Consider the following 16,899-nt stretch of genomic DNA (forward strand, 5'->3'; position numbering starts at 1 on the left):
GTTAAGCGATTCGTATATCAACGCCTTTTCGGGCGACTGCCATCTACAGTTCGACCAATAGCGAACCGTGACCGCCCCCCAAAGGACAATGAGATGGCGAAAAGCGTTGCGACCAAAAACGACAACGAAAGAATCGTGGTCGATTTCATACATGCCGCTTACGGCAAGAGCATGGACGTTGATGCGATGACCGCGCTCATGGCCGACGACTTCGAGTGGCAGCTGCACGTGCCGCTGTCACCGGTGGTGCGGGGACGTGACGCGGCGCGCGCGGAACTCGAGAAGCACAACACCCTGGCGACGGGAATGCTCGAGGGGAGCGAGATCCGCACGATCGTGTCCGACAACGACACCGTCGTCGTCGAACGCGTCGACGTGAACGCCATGAACGGCGTGGCCGTCACCTTCCACGTCACCGCGCTCTTCGACGTTCGCGACGGCGCGATTACGCACTGGCGTGAGTACTGGGACACCACTCACGTCGCTGGACAACTCGGCATAGATCCCGCGCTCATGTTCGCGCCGCTAGGCGATTGATCTGCGGCACAAGGGATTTGGCGGCCCGAGCTAGCCGGTGGCGCCAAGGATCTTGATCGCGAAGACAAGCGAGTCACCGGGCTGGATGCCGGCGCTGGGCTGACCTTCGGGGTAGCCATCCGCGGGCACCATCGCGACGGCGACCGTCGACCCGACCTTCTGTCCCGCGATGGCCTTCTGAAAGCCCGGCACGACCCCCGTGAGCGGGAAGTCGACCGGGGCGCCGCGCTGGTAGCTGCTGTCGAAGACAGATCCGTCACGCCCGTTGACGCCCATGTAGCAGACGGAGACGCGGGCGGTGTTGGAGACCACCGGGCCGTCTCCGGCGCGCAGCGTGTGCACCTGGGTCTGGCCCACGCTGAACGGTGTGGTCACCTTCACCAGCGGAGCGGTGGTGTCCGTGGATCCGGTGACCGCGACGCTGCCCGTGGTACCGCTCAACGTCCAGTCGGGCGTTGCACCGTTTTGCGGTGCCGCGGTCGGACACGAGCCGGCCGCGGTGGCCGTGCCCGCTCCGGCGAGCGTCAGAACGGTTGCTGCGACCGAAGCCGCGAGCGCGACGGAGGAATACATCCGGGAGGACTTCACGGCCGTCACGCTACAGCCAGTTACCGCGTCGCTCGGCGGGGGACCTCAGGTGCACAGGCTGGGGGCGTCGCACACATTGCCGGGGCAATAGATCGAGTGGGCGGCGTTGACCAGGCTCCCGACGTCCAACAGCGTCACGCCCTTGGTGTCCAAGCGGCCGTGAAGATCGTCGGCGATCTGTTGCGGCGTCCAACCCCAGGTCAGGTCGTAACACACGTCGTGTGCTTCGGCGATCAGCGCCTCGTCCGTCTTCGGCGGCCAGGTCAGGCCGACGGCACGCAGTTGCGCGAGGTACGCATCATCTTGGGGGCTCGCAGCCGCGACGCCGGCGGTGCTGAGCAGTGCCGCGGCGGCCAGCAGGGATACGGCGAGTGCGACCGGCCAACGGGGTGAGGGCATTCGATTCCCTTCCGATCCTGGCGGCGATAGAGGCCGCCAAAAGCGTGCTGCTCCACAGCGAGACAGACATGCAGAATATCCGGAGTTCGGCCAAACGGCTCGCCGAGATATCCGACTGACTGCGGTCGGCTAGCCGGGGATTCCAGCCAATTCGCGCGCCGCGGCATCGAAGGCGCGCAGGGTGTCGGACATGTGCGGCTCATGAGTCTTTAGTTGCGTGGATAACTTGGCGGCGACCACCTCCGCGGCGCGGTTGACATAGATCATCTGACCGCACATGCCTTGGCACAACACGACGTTTCTGCCCGGGTAGGGGAACCACATCTGGTTGCGGTACATGCCGCCTGGCATCTCGTTGTCGTCGGGACTGGCGGCGAACGCCTGACGCGAGTCGGGCCCGCCGTCGAGGGTGTCGGCGACCCACGCCGCCGGCACCACTTGCCGGCCGGTCAGCGAGACGCCATCGCGCAAGAACAGCGACCCGAACCGGATCAGGTCGGTGAGGCAGGCGCTGATACCACCGTCGAAAAACCCGGTGCCCTCGGCGTCGACGCCGATGGTGGCGTCGCATTGCGCGCCGATGCGGCTCCACAGCAACTCCGACATCAGCCCCGGCATCCGTTCAGCACCGGCGACCTCGCAGATCCAGCCCAGCACATCGGTTTCACAGGAACGGTATTCGAATGGGCCGCCGTGAGCGCGCTGCCGGCGCAAGCTCAGCAGGAACTCCTGCAGCGTGGCAGGAGCGTTTGGAGTTCTCCTGGGTGCCCACCCCATTGCCTGGTCGAGAAGGTGTATCTGCGCGGCCGGGTCGTCGTAGTTCTCCGAGAACGCGATACCCGACCTCATGTCCAGCAGGTGACGCACCGTCGCACCGGCGTAGCCGCAATCATGAAGGGCGGGAACATATTTCGTTACCAGCGCGTCGAGGTCGATCGCACCGGCCCCGTGCAACACACCCGCCACCGCGCCCACCAGCGACTTGCTCACCGAGAACAACAGGTGCGGACTCCGGGCGCCCAGGCCGTCCAGATATTCCTCGGCCACGATCGCACCGCGGCAGGCGACGGCCCACCCGTCGGTGCCGGCGCCCCCCAACACCGCGCCGACGGTGGTGTCCGTGCCGTCCGTTCCGGTCACCGGGATGGCCGACAGATCGGCCGTAGCTGCGGGCAACGCCGCGACCGGCCCGGCGCCGCGCGAGATGACCGCGGTCGGCACGAAGTCTTCGACGTGCTGGAACGACCACCGCGCGTACGGCGCCGACAGCCAGTTGTCCAGTGCGATGCCGGCCGGGGCGCCTTTCACGCTCGTGCGACGAGCCGAGAAACGATCGGCGCGGCCGGCGTCAACGGTGTCGAGACGAATTTCGACTTCATCCCCTTGACCCAGCGCTGGCAGCGCTCGCTGAGCCGATAGTCGTCCGTCTGCAGGTGTGAGCGGGTGACGAGCACACCGAGTTGGGCGCCCTGCGAACGCAAGTCGCCGGGTGCGGCGACCCGCATGTAGAAGGCCTCGGAGCCGTCGAGCAGCGTGGCCCAGTCGTTGGCGGTTCGCGAGAAGGAGACCCGGCCATCGTCGTCGATCCGCCACACCCCGGTGCGTGGCGTCGCGGTGAAGAGCTCGATATCCGGCGACGTCTCGGTGATGATCACCTGGCCCCAGACCTCGTCTTCGCCATAGCCCCGCTCCCAGCGCGAATTGATCTCCTCGATGTCGAGTTCGTACTCCACGTCCATGTACTCGAGCAGATGAAAGAGGAACAGCGGCATATCGGCATATGCCTCGGTGGTGAGGTTGGTCATCGGGCTGGCACCGCTCAGCCGCGGATTCACCTCGCCGAGGTAGAGCTCGTCGGCGTCCAGATCGTGCAGCAGGTCCACCTCGAAGTAGCCGCGGTAGCCCTCGCGCCGCATGACATCGCCCAGCTTTGCCACCATTTCTCGCGCGGCATGCGTCTGGGCGGGCGGCAACACCTCGCGCCAGATGTCGTTGCCGCACCAGCTGCCCCGGCTCGGAGTGAGTTCCGAATAACCGACGAGACTCGTCATCGCGGGGCCCACCACGGTGCCATGCCGGGTCACGGCGCCCTCGAGGCACACCTCGACATTGCGGATCCGCTTCATCACCTTGAGGTCTTGCCCCACCAGATCACCGGCGTGCTGGTCCCAGTCGCGCTGACCGTGCACAAAGAACGTCCCGCTGCCGGCGTTGCCGTAAGCGATCGAGATCACCAGGTCATCTCCCAATCCGGCGTTTTGCGCGAGCGCCAGCAGGTCGTCGTAGGAGTCGGCCCGCCCGATCGTATTAGGCACGCTCGGCACCCCCGCCTCGTCGGCCAACCGCGTCATGACGATCTTGGAGCCCAGGCGCTGCCGCAACTCGATCGGCGGATGCATGACGTCGAGGCCCGCCGACCGCGCGAGTGCCTGAATTTCCTCGTTCAGCATCACAAAGCAGCACTTACCTCCCGGCCCCTTACCGGCGATGAACTCGACCGTCTCGGGATCGGACAGCAGATGGCTGCACACCTCGTCCATGGAGTCGAAATCGCGGCGGTCGCGCCGCCGGGGCACGAACACGCGCGAGTGTGTGCCCTCGAAGGAGTCAAAGTAGGTGAGGTAGAAGAAGTTTCGTATCCAACGGTCCACGCCGAGCAGGTTGAACGGCGTGGGCGAGATGAAGAAGAGCGGCACCTTGTTCGTGTGGAAGAACGCGCGGATGTCCGACAGGCCGTTCAGCGTCTGACGCTGCTGGGGTCCCGTCACGTCGGTCGCGGTGACATCGTGGCCCGAACCCGGGGCCAGGGTGGCGGCGCGGCCAGATGCGGTGCATTCGGCGCAACGCCGATGAAATGACATACCTCCATTCGACAAGTGTGCGCCCTGTCGGCGCCCGTGTCGAAGGCGAAACGGCGCCGAACGCCGATAGCCGCCCGGATGACGGTCCTTGCCGCAAGGGCCGCGGTTGGCGTTTATGCCGTTGTCCCGCAACCGGTTTGATCTAATCCGCGAGATCTCGGCCGTGTGGTGAGACGGTGGTGCGGTCAGCCGGCGTTGACGCTGGCGGGCCCGAGATGGACCGGGAGGTGCTTGACTCCGTGCAGCAGGGTGCTGTCGTTAGGGGTCGGTTCGCCGGCGAGGGTGAGTTGGGGGAATCGTTCGAAGAGGGCGCGCAACCCGATGTTGAGTTCCATCCGGGCGAGCGGCGCGCCGAGGCAGGCGTGGATACCGGTACCAAAGCCGATGTGGTCGCGGGCGTTGACCCTGGTGGTGTCGAATTCGTCGGGTCGTTCGAAGACGGCCGGATCGCGGTTGGCGCCGGCGATGCTGAGGAAGACGGTCGATCCCGCCCGCACGGTGTGGCCGTCGATCTGCAGCGTTTGGGTGGCCACCCGGGCGGCGAATTGGGCGACGGAGTGGTAGCGCAGCGTTTCTTCGACCGCGTTGGGCCAGCCTTCGGGGTGCGCTAGGAGGCGGGCCAGCTGGTCGGGGTGATCGACCAGCGCCGTGATGGCATTACCGAAGGCGTGGGTGGTGGTGATGAAGCCGGCGCCGAGCAGGAGGCCCGCAAACATTTTGACTTCCAGCGCGGTGAGTTCGCTGTCCTGCAGCACCGCCGACAGGACGCTGTTATCGCCGCCGTTGCGGCGCAGCCGTTCGATGTGCGTTTCGAGGCAGCCTTCGAACTCGCGCAGGGCCGCGAGGGCGGTCTCGAAGTCCCGCCACGCGGGCACCGTGGTGGTGAGCAGCTTGGCGCCCGGCTCGGCGATTGCGTAGAGGTAAGGGATTTCGGTGTGGGGGATTCCCAGCAGCTCGGCGATGACCTCGATGGGAATCTGGGAGGCGTAGTCGGCGATCAGGTCGCAACGACCGTTGTCGCCGAGGTCGTCGAGCAGGGCGTCGACAATCTCTTGGATGCGATGGCGTAGCCGATCGGTCGCCCGCGGGGTGAATGCCCGCGACACCAGGCGTCGGAGGCGCTCATGCTCGGGTGGGTCAATGACCAATAAGGACGGCGGCTCAAGACCGTTCAGTACGCCGGGATTCGTTGTCGCAAGCGCCCACCGAGCGATGCGAAAAGGCGAGCGATCACGGGGTTTGGCGGTCCGAAACCTGTCGTCCCGCAACACCTCTCGGACGATCTGCGCATCGGCGGTGACCCAGCCGCCGATCACCGCCGACAGGCGCCCCCGTTCGCGGATCTGCTCGATGAGCCGGTGCGCGTTGCCCGGCTGGTTGTTGTCGATCACCAGCCTGGCGAACGGGTCGCCTCGGCGAGCCAGCAGCTTCAGCGTCGCGCGAGCCAGTCCGTACCCGAGCAGCCAGTGCGACCGGGTTTTGAGGGCCATCTCCGTATTGTTCGCCCTACCTTGCGGAATGGATAGGTGCACGCGGCAAAGTCACCGGCGCTAGGAATCCCGGTGGTATTCGTCCCGCATCAGGACCTGGACGCCACGCCAGCCCCAATACACCCGGTGGGCCTGAATCAAGCCGCCGTCGATCTCCATCACCTCGACGAAGTCCATTTGCTCACCGTCTGGTGTCACACGTGGATACTCCCAGGTCACCCGCCGACCGTCGGTGAAAAAGCCGGCCCGGTGATAGGCGCGCAGCTTCGGGGTGCGAGCTACCACCTCGGCGAGAAACGGCCGTAGCTGCGCGTGCCCCCGGCGGACTCCGTCCTTGCCGGTGATGTGGGCGACCAGCGGGCTTTCCAAGGTCGCGTCGGTGGCATAACAGGCCAGCAGGGCATCCAGGTCATGAGCGGCCAGGGCGCTTTCCCAGGCCCGCACCACCGCCTCGATGGCGCCCCGCGGGGTGGTCGTGTGCGTTGCGGTGTCGTCGCTGTCCATGACCCCATCGTGACGCCGAATTGCTTCGGTGCGGCCCGAAATGTCCGCCGCTTATCGTGGTGTCATGTCCAGCGATCCCGCGCTCGCCGTCGCCGCCCGGCATGGCGGTGACGCCGACATCGGCAGTGTTGCCGCACTGATCGGCGAGCGTGCCCGGGCACGGGTATTGATGGCGTTGCTCGACGGGCGCGCGCTGCCCGCGAGCGTGCTGGCCACCGAAGCCGGAGTGGCCGCTTCGACGGCCAGCGAACACCTCGCCCGACTGGTCGATGCCGGCCTGCTGACGGTGCACCGTGAAGGCCGCGCCCGCTACTTCCGGCTGGCCGGCCCACCGGTCGCCGAAGCCCTGGAGGCGCTCGCCCGAATCGCTGCGCCAGAGCCGATCCGTTCCCTGCGCCAAGGGACACGCGCGCACGCCCTGCGGCGCGCCCGCACCTGTTACAACCACCTCGCCGGCAGGCTGGGGGTTGCCATCATGAGCGCGATGCTCGACCAGAACCTGCTCGCCGGCGGCGACGGACGCCATCGTCCCGGTGTCGCCGCCGCCGACCGACTGTCCGCTCCAGGTGGCGACGTGACCTACCGGCTCACCGCGAAGGGACGAGAAACCTTCGGCGCCTTGGCAATTGACCTGGCCGCGCTCGACCGCAGCAGGCCCATGATCCGTTACTGCGTGGACTGGTCCGAACAACGCCACCACCTCGCCGGCGCGCTCGGGGCGGCGCTTACCCGGCGCCTGTTCGACCTGGACTGGATCCGTCACCTCAACCAATGCCGCGCGGTGGTGCTCACCGATGCCGGACGGCAAGGCCTCAGCGACACCTTCGGCCTGCCCACGAGCTGGGATTGACCGGTTAGCTGGTCAACCGGCGACCGAGCGCTCGAGAGCGGCCAGCGACGTAGCCAGGTAATCCTCGCCGAAGATGGGCATCTCGCCAACCCGGTCCCGGAAGGCCTGCGGCGTGCCGCTCCAGTCGTACGTGAGTGTGACGTCGGTTCGGTCGCCGCTCGGCACCAGGTCGTACCGCCAGAACCAGCCGCCGGGAGAGTGGTTGCCCGCGTCGTCGATGAGCCCCGGCATCCAGGCAATGGCGCGGTCCCGCTCGAACACGTGCACCAGGTTGTGGGTGACGTAGTCGCCACCCGCCGCGGTGAGGTACATGTTCATCGCGAACATCTGCCCCGCGCCGGTGATCGGCGCGGTGTCCACGGCGTCGCGGACCCAATCCGTGGGCTCGATGTGCTGGTGACGGGACGGGTCGGCGAGGATTGCGAAGATCGCGGCCGGGGTGGCGGCGATGGTGCGGGTGACGACGAAACGTTCGGCGCCGCTCACGGATTGGCCTCAGTCGTGCCTCCATACACGGCCGCGATGGCGGGGGAGTCGAGCCATCCCGAGTAGGTGGGCCGCGACGGCCACCCTGGCGGCGAATCGAGCCATTCCTCTTGCCGACCCCACGGCAGAATGTCGATCAACCCGAACGAGTGACTGAGTTGCTCGGTGCCTCGCCCGTTCGTGTGCCAGGTGCGATACACCGTGTCGCCGTCGCGCAGGAACACGTTCACGCCGAACCCGCCGCCGGGCGGGGCGTCCATGTCAGCGCCGAACGGGCTCTGCGCTGACGAGTACCACTGCATCCGATTGCTGACTCTCCGCTTGTAGGCCAGCGCTTCCTCGATCGGTCCGTTGGTGACGATGACGAACCGGGCGTCGTAGTTCTCAAGGAATTCCAGTCGGGTGAATTGCGACGTGAAGCCGGTGCACCCGCTGCACTGCCATTCCGCGCCGTCGGCCCACATGTGGTGATAGACGATCAACTGCGAGCGGCCGTCGAACACGTCGACCAGGCGGATGGGCCCGTCGGCACCCGCCAGGGTGTAGTCGGGCAACTCGACCATGGGCAGCCGGCGCCGCTGGGCGGCGATCGCGTCCAGTTCGCGGGTGGCCGCCTTCTCGCGTTTACGCAGTTCGTCCAGCGCGGCACGCCAGGTTTGGTGATCGACGACCGGCGGCAAGGCCGTGTTTTCGGGGGACATGGCTCCACCTTTGCTCTCGAATTGTCCGTCCGAAAGGTCTGACCGGTCCAGCGTCCAAAATTCATCGGCACGCCCCCGACGCCGCTGCCGCTGATCCAATCGGTGCATCGCATCTGCGCTAGCGCCGGCGCTAGCGGAAATGACACGCGCCTGGCCGCTGCCGTAGCGCAGAAAACGCTATTGACCTCCATGCCCGCGCTGGGTTCGATTAATGGGGCGTTACGAGGGAGGTCCCAATGAGGACATTCATTCGCCAAGCTGTCGTCATCGTCATGCTGGCGTTCGCGTCGATGGCAGCCGTGACGGTGTTGACGCCGGCGGTGAGCAAGGCCGACTGCGCCGACGGCGAGTGGTGGGACCCGACCGGCAAGGTCTGCCGGCCGCTCGGGGTCGGGCCGCAACCCTTGGCGTGCGACCCGGGCCAGTGGTGGGACCCGACAGCCAACGTGTGCCGCCCCTTGGGTGTCGGGCCGCAACCGCTCGCATGCGACAACGGCTGGTGGTGGGATCCGGGCACCAACGAATGCCGGCCGCCGGCCGGCTAGCACCCCGGTGCGGATTCAGCGATTCAGTAGAGCGGCGTACTGACGTTCCAGTGCCTTGGCCGCACCGCCATACCAGCTCGGCGAGACCGACTGCGACATCGGATCGGGGAAGATCTCTTCGACCCCTTGCTCCACCCCGTCGAGGATGGCATGGGCCACGGAGTCTGCTGACGCCTTGGGTATGTCGAGGCCCCGGGTCATGTCGGTGTCCACCGGGCCGGTCAGGACCGCGTGAACGCTTACACCCTGTCCTGCGAGAAGAACTCGCAGAGACTGAGTGAAGTTGAATGCGGCCGCCTTGGAAATCGAATAGGCCGGAATCAGTGGCAGTGGCGCGAGCGCGTTCACCGAGAGATTGTTCACGATGGCGCCCCGAGATCGAAGCAGCAATGGCAGCAGGGCCTGAGTGAGGTCGGAGGTGCCGAAGAGATTGACGGCGAGGTGTTGTTGAAGCACCGCGCGATCACTCAGGTCGTCGTAGAGTGCCACGCCGGCGTTGTTCACGAGAATGTCGAGAGATTCGAGTTGTTGCGCGGCCTGGTCGATCTGCGCGGCGTCGGTCACATCCAGGCTCAAGGCGGTGACCCGCGGATCCGGATCGGGCGCCGGTTGGCGTGCGCCGGCGTATACGTGTTTGGCGTCTCTACGCAGCGCCTCCTCGACCAGGGCCTTGCCGATGCCTCGATTCGCGCCGGTCACCAGAACGGTCTTCCCAGCGATGGTCACACATCCTCCTTAATCAACGAATTTCGAAGCTGTCGAAGATGTAGATCCCGCGCTGGGCAGAAACTGAGCGGTCGCTATGCGCCTGTGTCAGGGCTCGGTCGGCGGATGGGCCGCCACCGGTACATCACGGCGTTCCCGAACACATGAACGGAAATCCGCACCACGGCTTGCGCGTCGCCTCCGGCGGCGGGGGACCACCCTCCCAGATCCCGGGGGCGGCGTTTCCATGTCCCCAGACGACGCCGTACCAGGTGTGGCACTGACTGGCGTCCCAGTTGACTTGCGTCCCTGGGCAACCGCGCCCGGTCTGCGGGTGAAGCCCGGTCTTTTCATCTTCGGGGCAACAGATATACGGCCCGCTCGCACCCGGCGGCACCGGCCCGTCTTCGGGTGCCAACCCATGCGTCTGCGGCACCGGCCCCGGCTGGGCCTGCGCGGTGCCGAGGGCGAGCCCGACTCCGGCCACCGCGACACCGCCCGACAACAGCGCCGCGCCAACGACTTTCTTCGCGATTCGGTTGATGATCACAGCAGTGCCCTTTCGCTGGTATCGGAAATTCGACGCCGAAACTCGCGAAATTTTTGCGCTTTCGCGTGGCTACCGATCCCAAAAAGGGTCAGCGCGTTAGACCCCGGCGGCGACCAGTGCCGACGACGTCCGCATCTCATGCCGCAACGCGGTGAAGTCCGTAATGGTCTTGGTGGTCACGGTCGCCACCGGGCGCGAGTTGCGGCCGGTGGCTTCGTGCTTGGACACCATCACCACGCTGTCGATGTACGGCTGGATGGTCGTGGCATTCTGCACGGTTGCCACGATGACGAGCTGGAAACCGAACTTGCGGAAGGCCTGCAATGCCTGCTGAGCGAATTGTGGGTCGGACTTGGAAAACGCCTCATCGAGCATGAGCTGAGCGAAAACCGGCTTGTTGTCGGCACTTTCAGGATTCGCCAGGTTGAAGCTCAACGCCCCGGCCAAACAGAACGCCATCAGCTTCTCCTGCTCACCCCCGGAGTTGTCACCGGCGTTGCTGTGCGTGCGGATCAGCTCATCGCTACTGACATCCCACTCGGCGCAGTCGAAGGTGAAGCGGTTGCGGACGTCCAGGGCATCGCGGGTCCACGCCTTGTCTTCTGGGGCCGTCGAAGCCAATCGATTACGCAGGCGCAGGATGTCGGCGTACTGGTCCAGGATGGCCTGCTTGTCGCCGAGGCCCACCTCGGCGATGCGCCGCGAGATGGCCCGGACGATCTCGGTGAGCTCGGCGACCGCGGTCAGGCTGCGCCCGGTGGCGCGCAGGGTGAGCCGGGTGCCCCGGTTGAACTCCACCGCACCCAGCCCGGTGTTCACGCGTTCGATCTGCTCGCCGATCCGCCGAGCCTCCTGTTCGGCGACCCGGTGCAGGGTCAGGATGGCGTCGGGTGCCTGCTCGGTCACCAGCCGCATCATTCGCTCGTAGGCCTCGGGCAGTTCCCGCTCGTCGATGTGACGGCACAGCGCGACGTAATCGTGCACGCGCTCGTCGAAGACGTCGCTGTCGTTGGGGATCGCGTCGGGGAACGCGGTGTCGAACGTGTTGAGGATGCGCGCGAGCTCATCGTATGAGCGCCTGCGGCTTTCGCGCAGTTGCTCGCGTTCGCGCCGGATGGCGGTGAACAGCGCGTCGCGGTGCGGTTCGGGGTTGAGCATGTCCAGCGCGACGGGCACGTCGGCGGCGTAGCGGTCCAACAGATCAATCAGCGGCTCGGAGACGAAAGCCGGAGCGAGCCGGTCGGAGAGCTCGAGCAACTGGGTGCGGCGACCGTCGAGGTCGTCGCGGCGGGTCTGGATCGCGCCGCGACGGGTCATCAGGGTTTGAATCTGCTCCCAGCACTCCTCGGCCCGCGCGGTGAGCGCCTCGATATCGGGGTTGTCGGCCAGCAGCAGCTCGAACTGCTCGCGCAGCCGGTCGGCGTGCCCGTCGGCGGTCTCGGTGTCGATATGGGTCCACTGCTCGTACTGATCGCAGATCGCCTTGAACGCCGCGGCCCGGTCGCGCCACTGCTGGCGCTCGGCGGCGATGTCGTCGGCGACGCTGCGGGCGCACCGATACGCATCTTCGGCGTTGGCCAGATCCACGGTCAGCGCATCGACCTTGGCGGCGACGTCGCCCTGGTAGATGTAGTCAGCCTGTTTGAGCGGTCGCCGGTCGTCCTTGATGGCGAGGCGTTCGGAGTCCTTGTACAGGCCCGTGTCGGTGACGGCGCGCCGAAAGCGGGGGAACACGTCGGGGGTGTCGACGCAGACGTGATCGCCGGCGGCGGCGATGACGTCGGCGGCCTCGGCGGCGCAGTCATGGGTGGGGTCGACGACGAACAGCTTGCCGGCCAACGTGTTCGGCTCGGCCTCGGTGATCTGCGCGCCGATGAACCTGGTGCGGACGTGCTGCAGCTGCAGCCGACCACCCATGTTGGTTTCGTTGACGAACCGCAGCACCGCTGCGTAGTGGCTGTCGGGCACGAGCAGCCGCAGACCGACGCCGCGCAGCACCTTCTCGACGGCGACGCGCCACCGACTGTGCTCGGGCCGCAGATCCATCAGCTCGGCGATATAGGGCAGTTCACCGGGGTGGATACCTACCGCGCCGCAGATGCGCTCGCGAATGGTCAGTGCGAACTCCGGCAGCGCCGAGCCGACACGCTCGACGCGTTTGAGTTCCTTGGCCGCGTCGTCGCGGGCGATGCGGGCTAGCTTCTGGGCGTACTCGGCATCGGTCGAGGCCTCCCGGCCCCGATCCAGTTTTGCCAGTAGCTCGGTGGCGCGGGTGCTGAGTTCCTCACGCAGATTCCAGAATTCGTCGGCGGTGTCCGGGATGTCGAGGCCGTGCGCGCTGAGCATGGTTTCATAGGCGGTGCGCCGCCGCGACACCTGCTCGGCGTGCGCTTCGGCGGCGGCCACCTGCGACTGCAGCGGACCCAGGCTGGTGCTGGATCCGCTGATCTGCGCGTTGAGCGAATCACCTTCGGCCTTAGCCAGATTGAGCTGGCGGGTGACGTCCTCATATTCGTTGCCGAGCTGATCGATGGTGGCGTCGAGCGATTCGATCTGCGCGGGGCACTGCGCCAGTCGGACGTGATCGGTGTAGGCGCGGACCATCGGTTGGTCGACGAGATCGATGATGCCCAGGTCGGAGGACTCCGAGGCGTAGCGCTGCTGGATCTTCTCGATGTCGCCCAGGATCTTGCGTTTGCGTTGCGCGACGGCCAGCAGTTCACGGGCGTCCACCAGCGGGTCGATCTGCTTGAGCGCCTCGGGCAGCCGGGTCAGGCTGGCCGGCTCGTCGAGCATGAACTCGCGGACGAATTGCTCAAGCCCACCAACACTTTTCAGCGATTTGGCCTTTCCGAGCAGCTGCTGCGCGGCGTCGGACGCCCGGATGCCGATGGTGGCATACAACTGGGCGAGGTATTGCGACTCCACCTTGGTGGAGAACCGCCAATCGTCTTTGAACACCGCCGCGTCGAAGCGTCCCGCGGCCCAGCGGTTGCAGACGTTCTCGATGTCGCGGTCGCCGTCGGCCAGCACGAACCGGCTCGAGGAGTCCGATCGCGATTCACCGGTGAGCCATTTGAGCACCAGGCCGGTGACAGTGCGTCCGGTGTTGCTGCGGTAGGTGACGGCAACCGCCGACCAGGCGGTGCCGTCGCCGCGCAGATACATCACCTTGCTGCTGCCGGCGTCGCTGCGCTGACCCCAGGCGCCGCGGACGTATTTGTCGACGGTGCGCCGGCCGGCGCTCGACCCGGCGGCGGTGTTGTCGCCGGAGGCGTTGAAGTTGCGGCGGTTGAAGGGCAGGAAGCCGAGCGAAATGGCATCCAGGAGTGAGGATTTGCCGCTGCCAGAGGCGCCGGCTATCAGCGCGCCGCCTTCACTGAATCGGATGGAGTGATACCCGTCGAACACACCCCAGTTGATGACCTGCAGGCGCGCTAGGTGGAACTGTTCAGTCATCCTCGGGTTCCTCCTCGTCGCCTTGCCCCCGTTCCTTTGGCATGCCGCCGCCCAGGAGGATCTCGAACTGCTGCTGCAGCTCGGCGATCACCGAGGCCGTCATGACGGCGTTGATGACCGGGCTGACCGTGTAGCTGTCCTCGTCGTCGCGCGTCTTGCGCAGGATCTCCAGCGACGCCAGCCGGGCGATGGCGCCGTCGATGCGCGCGGCGAAGGTGACGGCGTCGCGGTCGACATCGTTGAGGACCCCGGAGAACAGCCCATGCATTTCCTCGCGGCTGATCACGACGGCCTGATCACCGGAGGCGCGCATCATCTGCGCCAGGTGCAGCGCCAAGATGGAATCGTAGGTGCCCAGCGGCTCACGGCGCAAAAGCTTTACGCCGCGGGCAGATTCGTAGCGAGCCTGCTCGACGAACGCGACCCCGTCGGTCTCGGAGGCGCCCTCGACGACGCGCAGCAACAGATCCAGTTCCGAGAGTCTGACGGACAGTTGGGCGCGGTATTCCTGCACCCACGTGTAGATGTCGCGGTCGGCCTCGGCGCTGATGTAGCGGCGGGTCAGCAGCTGTTGTAGCGCCCAGCAGGCCCGGTCGGGCAGCTCGGAGACGTCGCCGTCGAACCGGGGCCGGCGCTGGTGCGGGATGCGCGCGGTCTGGTCGACCTGGGGGAGTGCGGAGAATCCGCTGTAGTCGACGGTTTCTTCGACGGTCACGCAGTGGCTCCCAGCAGACTGGACACCGGCTCGGTGAACATCAAGGACGGCACCTCCATCTCGCGGTCGCGCCCGTCCAGGGACTGAAAGCGGACCGTGGCCGATTCGGAAACCTGTTCGGATTCCGGTTGTTTGAGCGCCCACGACCACAACACGATGACGTGGCCCAAATAGGCCGAATCCAGCATCGCGACCGCATCCGGCAGCGACAGCTTGGCCCCGGAGCTGATCGCGGTGTTGATCATCTCGGACATCGCGGGCGCGTCGACCTGCGTGGTGAGTGCGGCGAAGCTGGTCAGGTCGACCTCGCCCTCGGCCGCCTGAGCCGGCTTCGGATTCGACAGGTCACCGATCCGGAAGCTCAGCGCCCCAACCGAACTGAACGCGTGACGGGCCAGCGGAAGTTCGATGTCCAGGCGGGAATCGGTCAGCGACGCCTTCAGCAGGTTGCGCGCGGCGCCGATGGCCTCGTTGAGCTGACGGGCCACGCCGCGGCTCTGCTCGAGGGTGCCGAATGCGGTGAACCGTTTGACCCGCTGCGCGCACCGCTGTTGGATGCGTTCCACTTCATCGATCTGGTGACCGACGAGTTCGAAAAAGCCGGCCATCACCTTGCGTAGGGCGGGATCGAGGGCCGGCAGGGCTTGGGCGACCGCGGCGACGTCGGCTTCGAACTCGGCACGTTGATCCGGGTCGTTGATCATCCGCAGGAAGGCACGGTGCGAGTCGCGGCCCTGCGAGTCCCACGCGGCCTCGTAGTCGGCGTACATGCGGCGCTGACGATCGCGGTATTCGACGTTGCTGTCGATCGGCTCGTCAAGGGCTGCGGTGGCCCGTTCGATCATCGTCCCGTACTGGCCGATGTCGGTGATCAGGCGTTCCATCTGCAGGGCGATGGCGTGGGCTTCGTCGTAGGCGTCGGTGAGGTCGACGTCTTGACTGGCCTCAGCCGAAGTGGCGCCTTGATCCAGGGCATCGAGTTCGGCTTGCAGCGCGGCGATTTCGGCTTCGATGCCGGCGCGGATGTGGGCGGGGTCGTTGCCAATCCGCAACGCGATCTGCTTGAGCCGCGAGGCGATGCCGTTGATCGAGCCGCCGGTGGCGATGGTGTCCTGCCGGCGCATGCCGCGCAGGAAGTCGAGCGCGCGGCGTGCCTCCTGGGTCAGATAGCACAGGTTGCGTTCGAGGCCGGAGCGCTGGTCGGCTACCCGGTGTAGCCAGCCCTGGCTGGCCCACGACTTGATCAGGGCCAGGCCGGACTGCTCTCCCGACTGGTCGAGTTCGGCCAGGTCGCGCTCGAGGCGAATGACCAGGTCGGTCTCGGGGACCACACCGCCGCTGAGCTGGCGTTCCATCAGGGTTGCATAGAGGTTGAGGTTCAACGCGGCCAGCAGGCGGACGGTTGGCGAGCCCTGAAGGCCGCGGTTGGACTCGAGCAGGTCGGCAGGCGACAGCGTTGTGTCGTCGTCCAGCACGCGCCCTCCGTCTCGATCAGTCATGTCTCGGACGCTCCAAGATATGGCACGGAGGCGACAATCGGCGTTCGGCCGGCGGGGTGTCGGGGGATGGTTTGGGCGGGTCGGTCACAGTGGTCTCAGGCATCGCTCAAGCCTCAGTGGTCACCGCCGAAAGCCGGAACGTATGGATGGTATGGCTACAGATATGGCGTCGGCCTGTTGCCGAGAACAGGGCTAAGATCCGCGTCATGACTGCGGTAGTGGTCGCGAAAGCCCTGTTGCTGGCCTTTCTCATCGTGACCTGTGGCATCCTGGTCGTGACGTATGTGCGCAGGCGACGCGCTGGCGTGCGGCCATGGCAAAACCCTTATGCCGCACCATATCTCGACGTATACCGCGGCGCGCTGCCCCCGGTACCGCCCCCGCCCGAAATGATCTACGAGCGGTCCGCTGACGGGGAGCCTCCCGGGCGCGGTCCAGATTGCGTTGCCGATCAGCCCCAGTAGGCGAAGTTGCAGGTGGGGCGCGGTTCGCTCTTGAGGGACACGAGCTTGTCGCCGTCCATGACGATCGTGCAGGTGAGCGGCGCGTCTCCGCCGTCGGCGGAGACCTGCGACTCCACTTCGTTGTAGACGGAGTACTGCTTTTCCCACGGCAGGGGCACATTGGTCTCGGTCTGCTCCGGGCCGCCGTTGATCCGGTAACGGATCGTCACCGGTGCGCTCCCGCCGCTGACCTTCATCACCGCAGTACCGACCGGCGGGCCGGTGACCGCAGCTGAGGTCGGCGCCGGCGGTGTCGACGTCGCGATCTGTGAGGTGTTGCCGGCACCGCCAGGGGGATGCACCGCGTGCCCGGTGGTGCTTTTGGTGCACGCCGTCGCGGCAACGCCTGCGAATAAAAGGCTGATGACTGCCGCGAAGGCATATCGGTACGAACGCATTTTCAAAGCCTAATGACCGGCGCGTGTAATTGGGGTTGTTCGAAAAGTCGGTGGTTAGCAGGCCGGGCAGCTGATAACGTCAGTATATGCGGACAACGTTGCGATGAAA

General features: G+C 66.2%; 18 protein-coding genes. 4 read left to right on the forward strand and 14 right to left on the reverse strand.

All coding sequences use genetic code 11. The annotated features are described in order from the left end of the window. Window positions 1-93: 93 nt before the first annotated feature. The gene (locus DQP58_RS10990; protein ID WP_112708424.1) at window positions 94-537 is read left to right on the forward strand and encodes a limonene-1,2-epoxide hydrolase family protein; all 444 of its coding nucleotides are present in this window, start codon (window positions 94-96) and stop codon (window positions 535-537) included. Between the two features lie 30 nt (window positions 538-567). Here the strand turns inward: DQP58_RS10990 and DQP58_RS10995 are convergent, their stop codons facing one another. From DQP58_RS10995 to DQP58_RS11020, 6 genes are all read right to left on the reverse strand, one after another. Then, window positions 568-1,110 carry an FKBP-type peptidyl-prolyl cis-trans isomerase gene (locus DQP58_RS10995; RefSeq protein WP_430915883.1) on the reverse strand — a complete coding sequence of 181 codons (543 nt, stop codon included), beginning with the start codon at window positions 1,108-1,110 and terminating at the stop codon, window positions 568-570. A gap of 60 nt (window positions 1,111-1,170) precedes the next feature. Beyond that, window positions 1,171-1,524 (reverse strand): DUF732 domain-containing protein, encoded by a 354-nt coding sequence (locus DQP58_RS11000; protein ID WP_240629734.1) that lies wholly within the window; start codon window positions 1,522-1,524, stop codon window positions 1,171-1,173. Window positions 1,525-1,653: 129 nt separating this feature from the next. Then, a complete protein-coding gene (locus tag DQP58_RS11005) occupies window positions 1,654-2,832 on the reverse strand; it encodes a serine hydrolase domain-containing protein (RefSeq protein WP_112708426.1) in 1,179 nt (392 codons plus the stop codon). After that, entirely contained in the window at window positions 2,829-4,385 is a 1,557-nt protein-coding gene (locus DQP58_RS11010; protein ID WP_240629736.1) for a biotin carboxylase, read from the reverse strand. Before DQP58_RS11010 ends, DQP58_RS11005 begins: the two co-directional genes overlap by 4 nt. A gap of 185 nt (window positions 4,386-4,570) precedes the next feature. Then, a complete protein-coding gene (locus DQP58_RS11015; protein ID WP_112708427.1) occupies window positions 4,571-5,875 on the reverse strand; it encodes a cytochrome P450 in 1,305 nt (434 codons plus the stop codon). Window positions 5,876-5,935: 60 nt separating this feature from the next. Next, window positions 5,936-6,379 (reverse strand): nuclear transport factor 2 family protein, encoded by a 444-nt coding sequence (locus tag DQP58_RS11020; protein WP_165827841.1) that lies wholly within the window; start codon window positions 6,377-6,379, stop codon window positions 5,936-5,938. Window positions 6,380-6,443: 64 nt separating this feature from the next. Here DQP58_RS11020 and DQP58_RS11025 point away from each other — a divergent pair, with 64 nt between their 5' ends. Next, on the forward strand, window positions 6,444-7,229 hold the full coding sequence (locus DQP58_RS11025; RefSeq protein ID WP_112708428.1) for an ArsR/SmtB family transcription factor: 786 nt from the start codon (window positions 6,444-6,446) through the stop codon (window positions 7,227-7,229). A 12-nt stretch (window positions 7,230-7,241) separates the two neighbouring features. Here DQP58_RS11025 and DQP58_RS11030 read toward each other — a convergent pair whose 3' ends face one another. After that, window positions 7,242-7,715: an SRPBCC family protein gene (locus DQP58_RS11030; RefSeq protein ID WP_112708429.1), complete on the reverse strand. Its 474-nt coding sequence runs from the start codon at window positions 7,713-7,715 to the stop codon at window positions 7,242-7,244. Continuing rightward, a complete protein-coding gene (locus DQP58_RS11035) occupies window positions 7,712-8,416 on the reverse strand; it encodes a DUF899 domain-containing protein (RefSeq protein ID WP_112708430.1) in 705 nt (234 codons plus the stop codon). The genes DQP58_RS11030 and DQP58_RS11035 overlap by 4 nt, the downstream gene beginning before the upstream one ends. 236 nt (window positions 8,417-8,652) lie before the next feature. On the opposite strand from DQP58_RS11035, the gene DQP58_RS11040 reads away from it, so the two are divergent. Continuing rightward, entirely contained in the window at window positions 8,653-8,961 is a 309-nt protein-coding gene (locus DQP58_RS11040; RefSeq protein ID WP_112631423.1) for a hypothetical protein, read from the forward strand. A gap of 15 nt (window positions 8,962-8,976) precedes the next feature. On the opposite strand, the gene DQP58_RS11045 is transcribed toward DQP58_RS11040, so the two are convergent. The 5 genes from DQP58_RS11045 to DQP58_RS11065 all read right to left on the reverse strand — a co-directional run bounded on the left by DQP58_RS11045 (window position 8,977) and on the right by DQP58_RS11065 (window position 15,889). Then, window positions 8,977-9,687, reverse strand: coding sequence for an SDR family NAD(P)-dependent oxidoreductase (locus DQP58_RS11045; protein WP_112708431.1), 711 nt, complete (start codon window positions 9,685-9,687; stop codon window positions 8,977-8,979). Window positions 9,688-9,811: 124 nt separating this feature from the next. Next, window positions 9,812-10,216 carry a hypothetical protein gene (locus DQP58_RS11050; protein WP_112708432.1) on the reverse strand — a complete coding sequence of 135 codons (405 nt, stop codon included), beginning with the start codon at window positions 10,214-10,216 and terminating at the stop codon, window positions 9,812-9,814. 96 nt (window positions 10,217-10,312) lie between these two features. Further along, on the reverse strand, window positions 10,313-13,675 hold the full coding sequence (locus tag DQP58_RS11055; RefSeq protein WP_112708433.1) for an ATP-binding protein: 3,363 nt from the start codon (window positions 13,673-13,675) through the stop codon (window positions 10,313-10,315). Further along, the gene (locus tag DQP58_RS11060; RefSeq protein ID WP_112708434.1) at window positions 13,668-14,390 is read right to left on the reverse strand and encodes a DUF4194 domain-containing protein; all 723 of its coding nucleotides are present in this window, start codon (window positions 14,388-14,390) and stop codon (window positions 13,668-13,670) included. Before DQP58_RS11060 ends, DQP58_RS11055 begins: the two co-directional genes overlap by 8 nt. Beyond that, entirely contained in the window at window positions 14,387-15,889 is a 1,503-nt protein-coding gene (locus DQP58_RS11065; protein WP_112708435.1) for a DUF3375 domain-containing protein, read from the reverse strand. The genes DQP58_RS11060 and DQP58_RS11065 overlap by 4 nt, the downstream gene beginning before the upstream one ends. 206 nt (window positions 15,890-16,095) lie before the next feature. On the opposite strand from DQP58_RS11065, the gene DQP58_RS11070 reads away from it, so the two are divergent. Next, on the forward strand, window positions 16,096-16,353 hold the full coding sequence (locus DQP58_RS11070) for a hypothetical protein (protein ID WP_112708436.1): 258 nt from the start codon (window positions 16,096-16,098) through the stop codon (window positions 16,351-16,353). Here DQP58_RS11070 and DQP58_RS27125 read toward each other — a convergent pair. Continuing rightward, window positions 16,341-16,790 carry a hypothetical protein gene (locus DQP58_RS27125; RefSeq protein ID WP_240629738.1) on the reverse strand — a complete coding sequence of 150 codons (450 nt, stop codon included), beginning with the start codon at window positions 16,788-16,790 and terminating at the stop codon, window positions 16,341-16,343. The genes DQP58_RS11070 and DQP58_RS27125 overlap by 13 nt on opposite strands. Between the last annotated feature and the right edge of the window lie 109 nt (window positions 16,791-16,899).

Origin of the sequence: Mycobacterium colombiense (assembly GCF_003284975.1) — a bacterium.
GTDB classification, from domain to species: domain Bacteria; phylum Actinomycetota; class Actinomycetes; order Mycobacteriales; family Mycobacteriaceae; genus Mycobacterium; species Mycobacterium europaeum_A.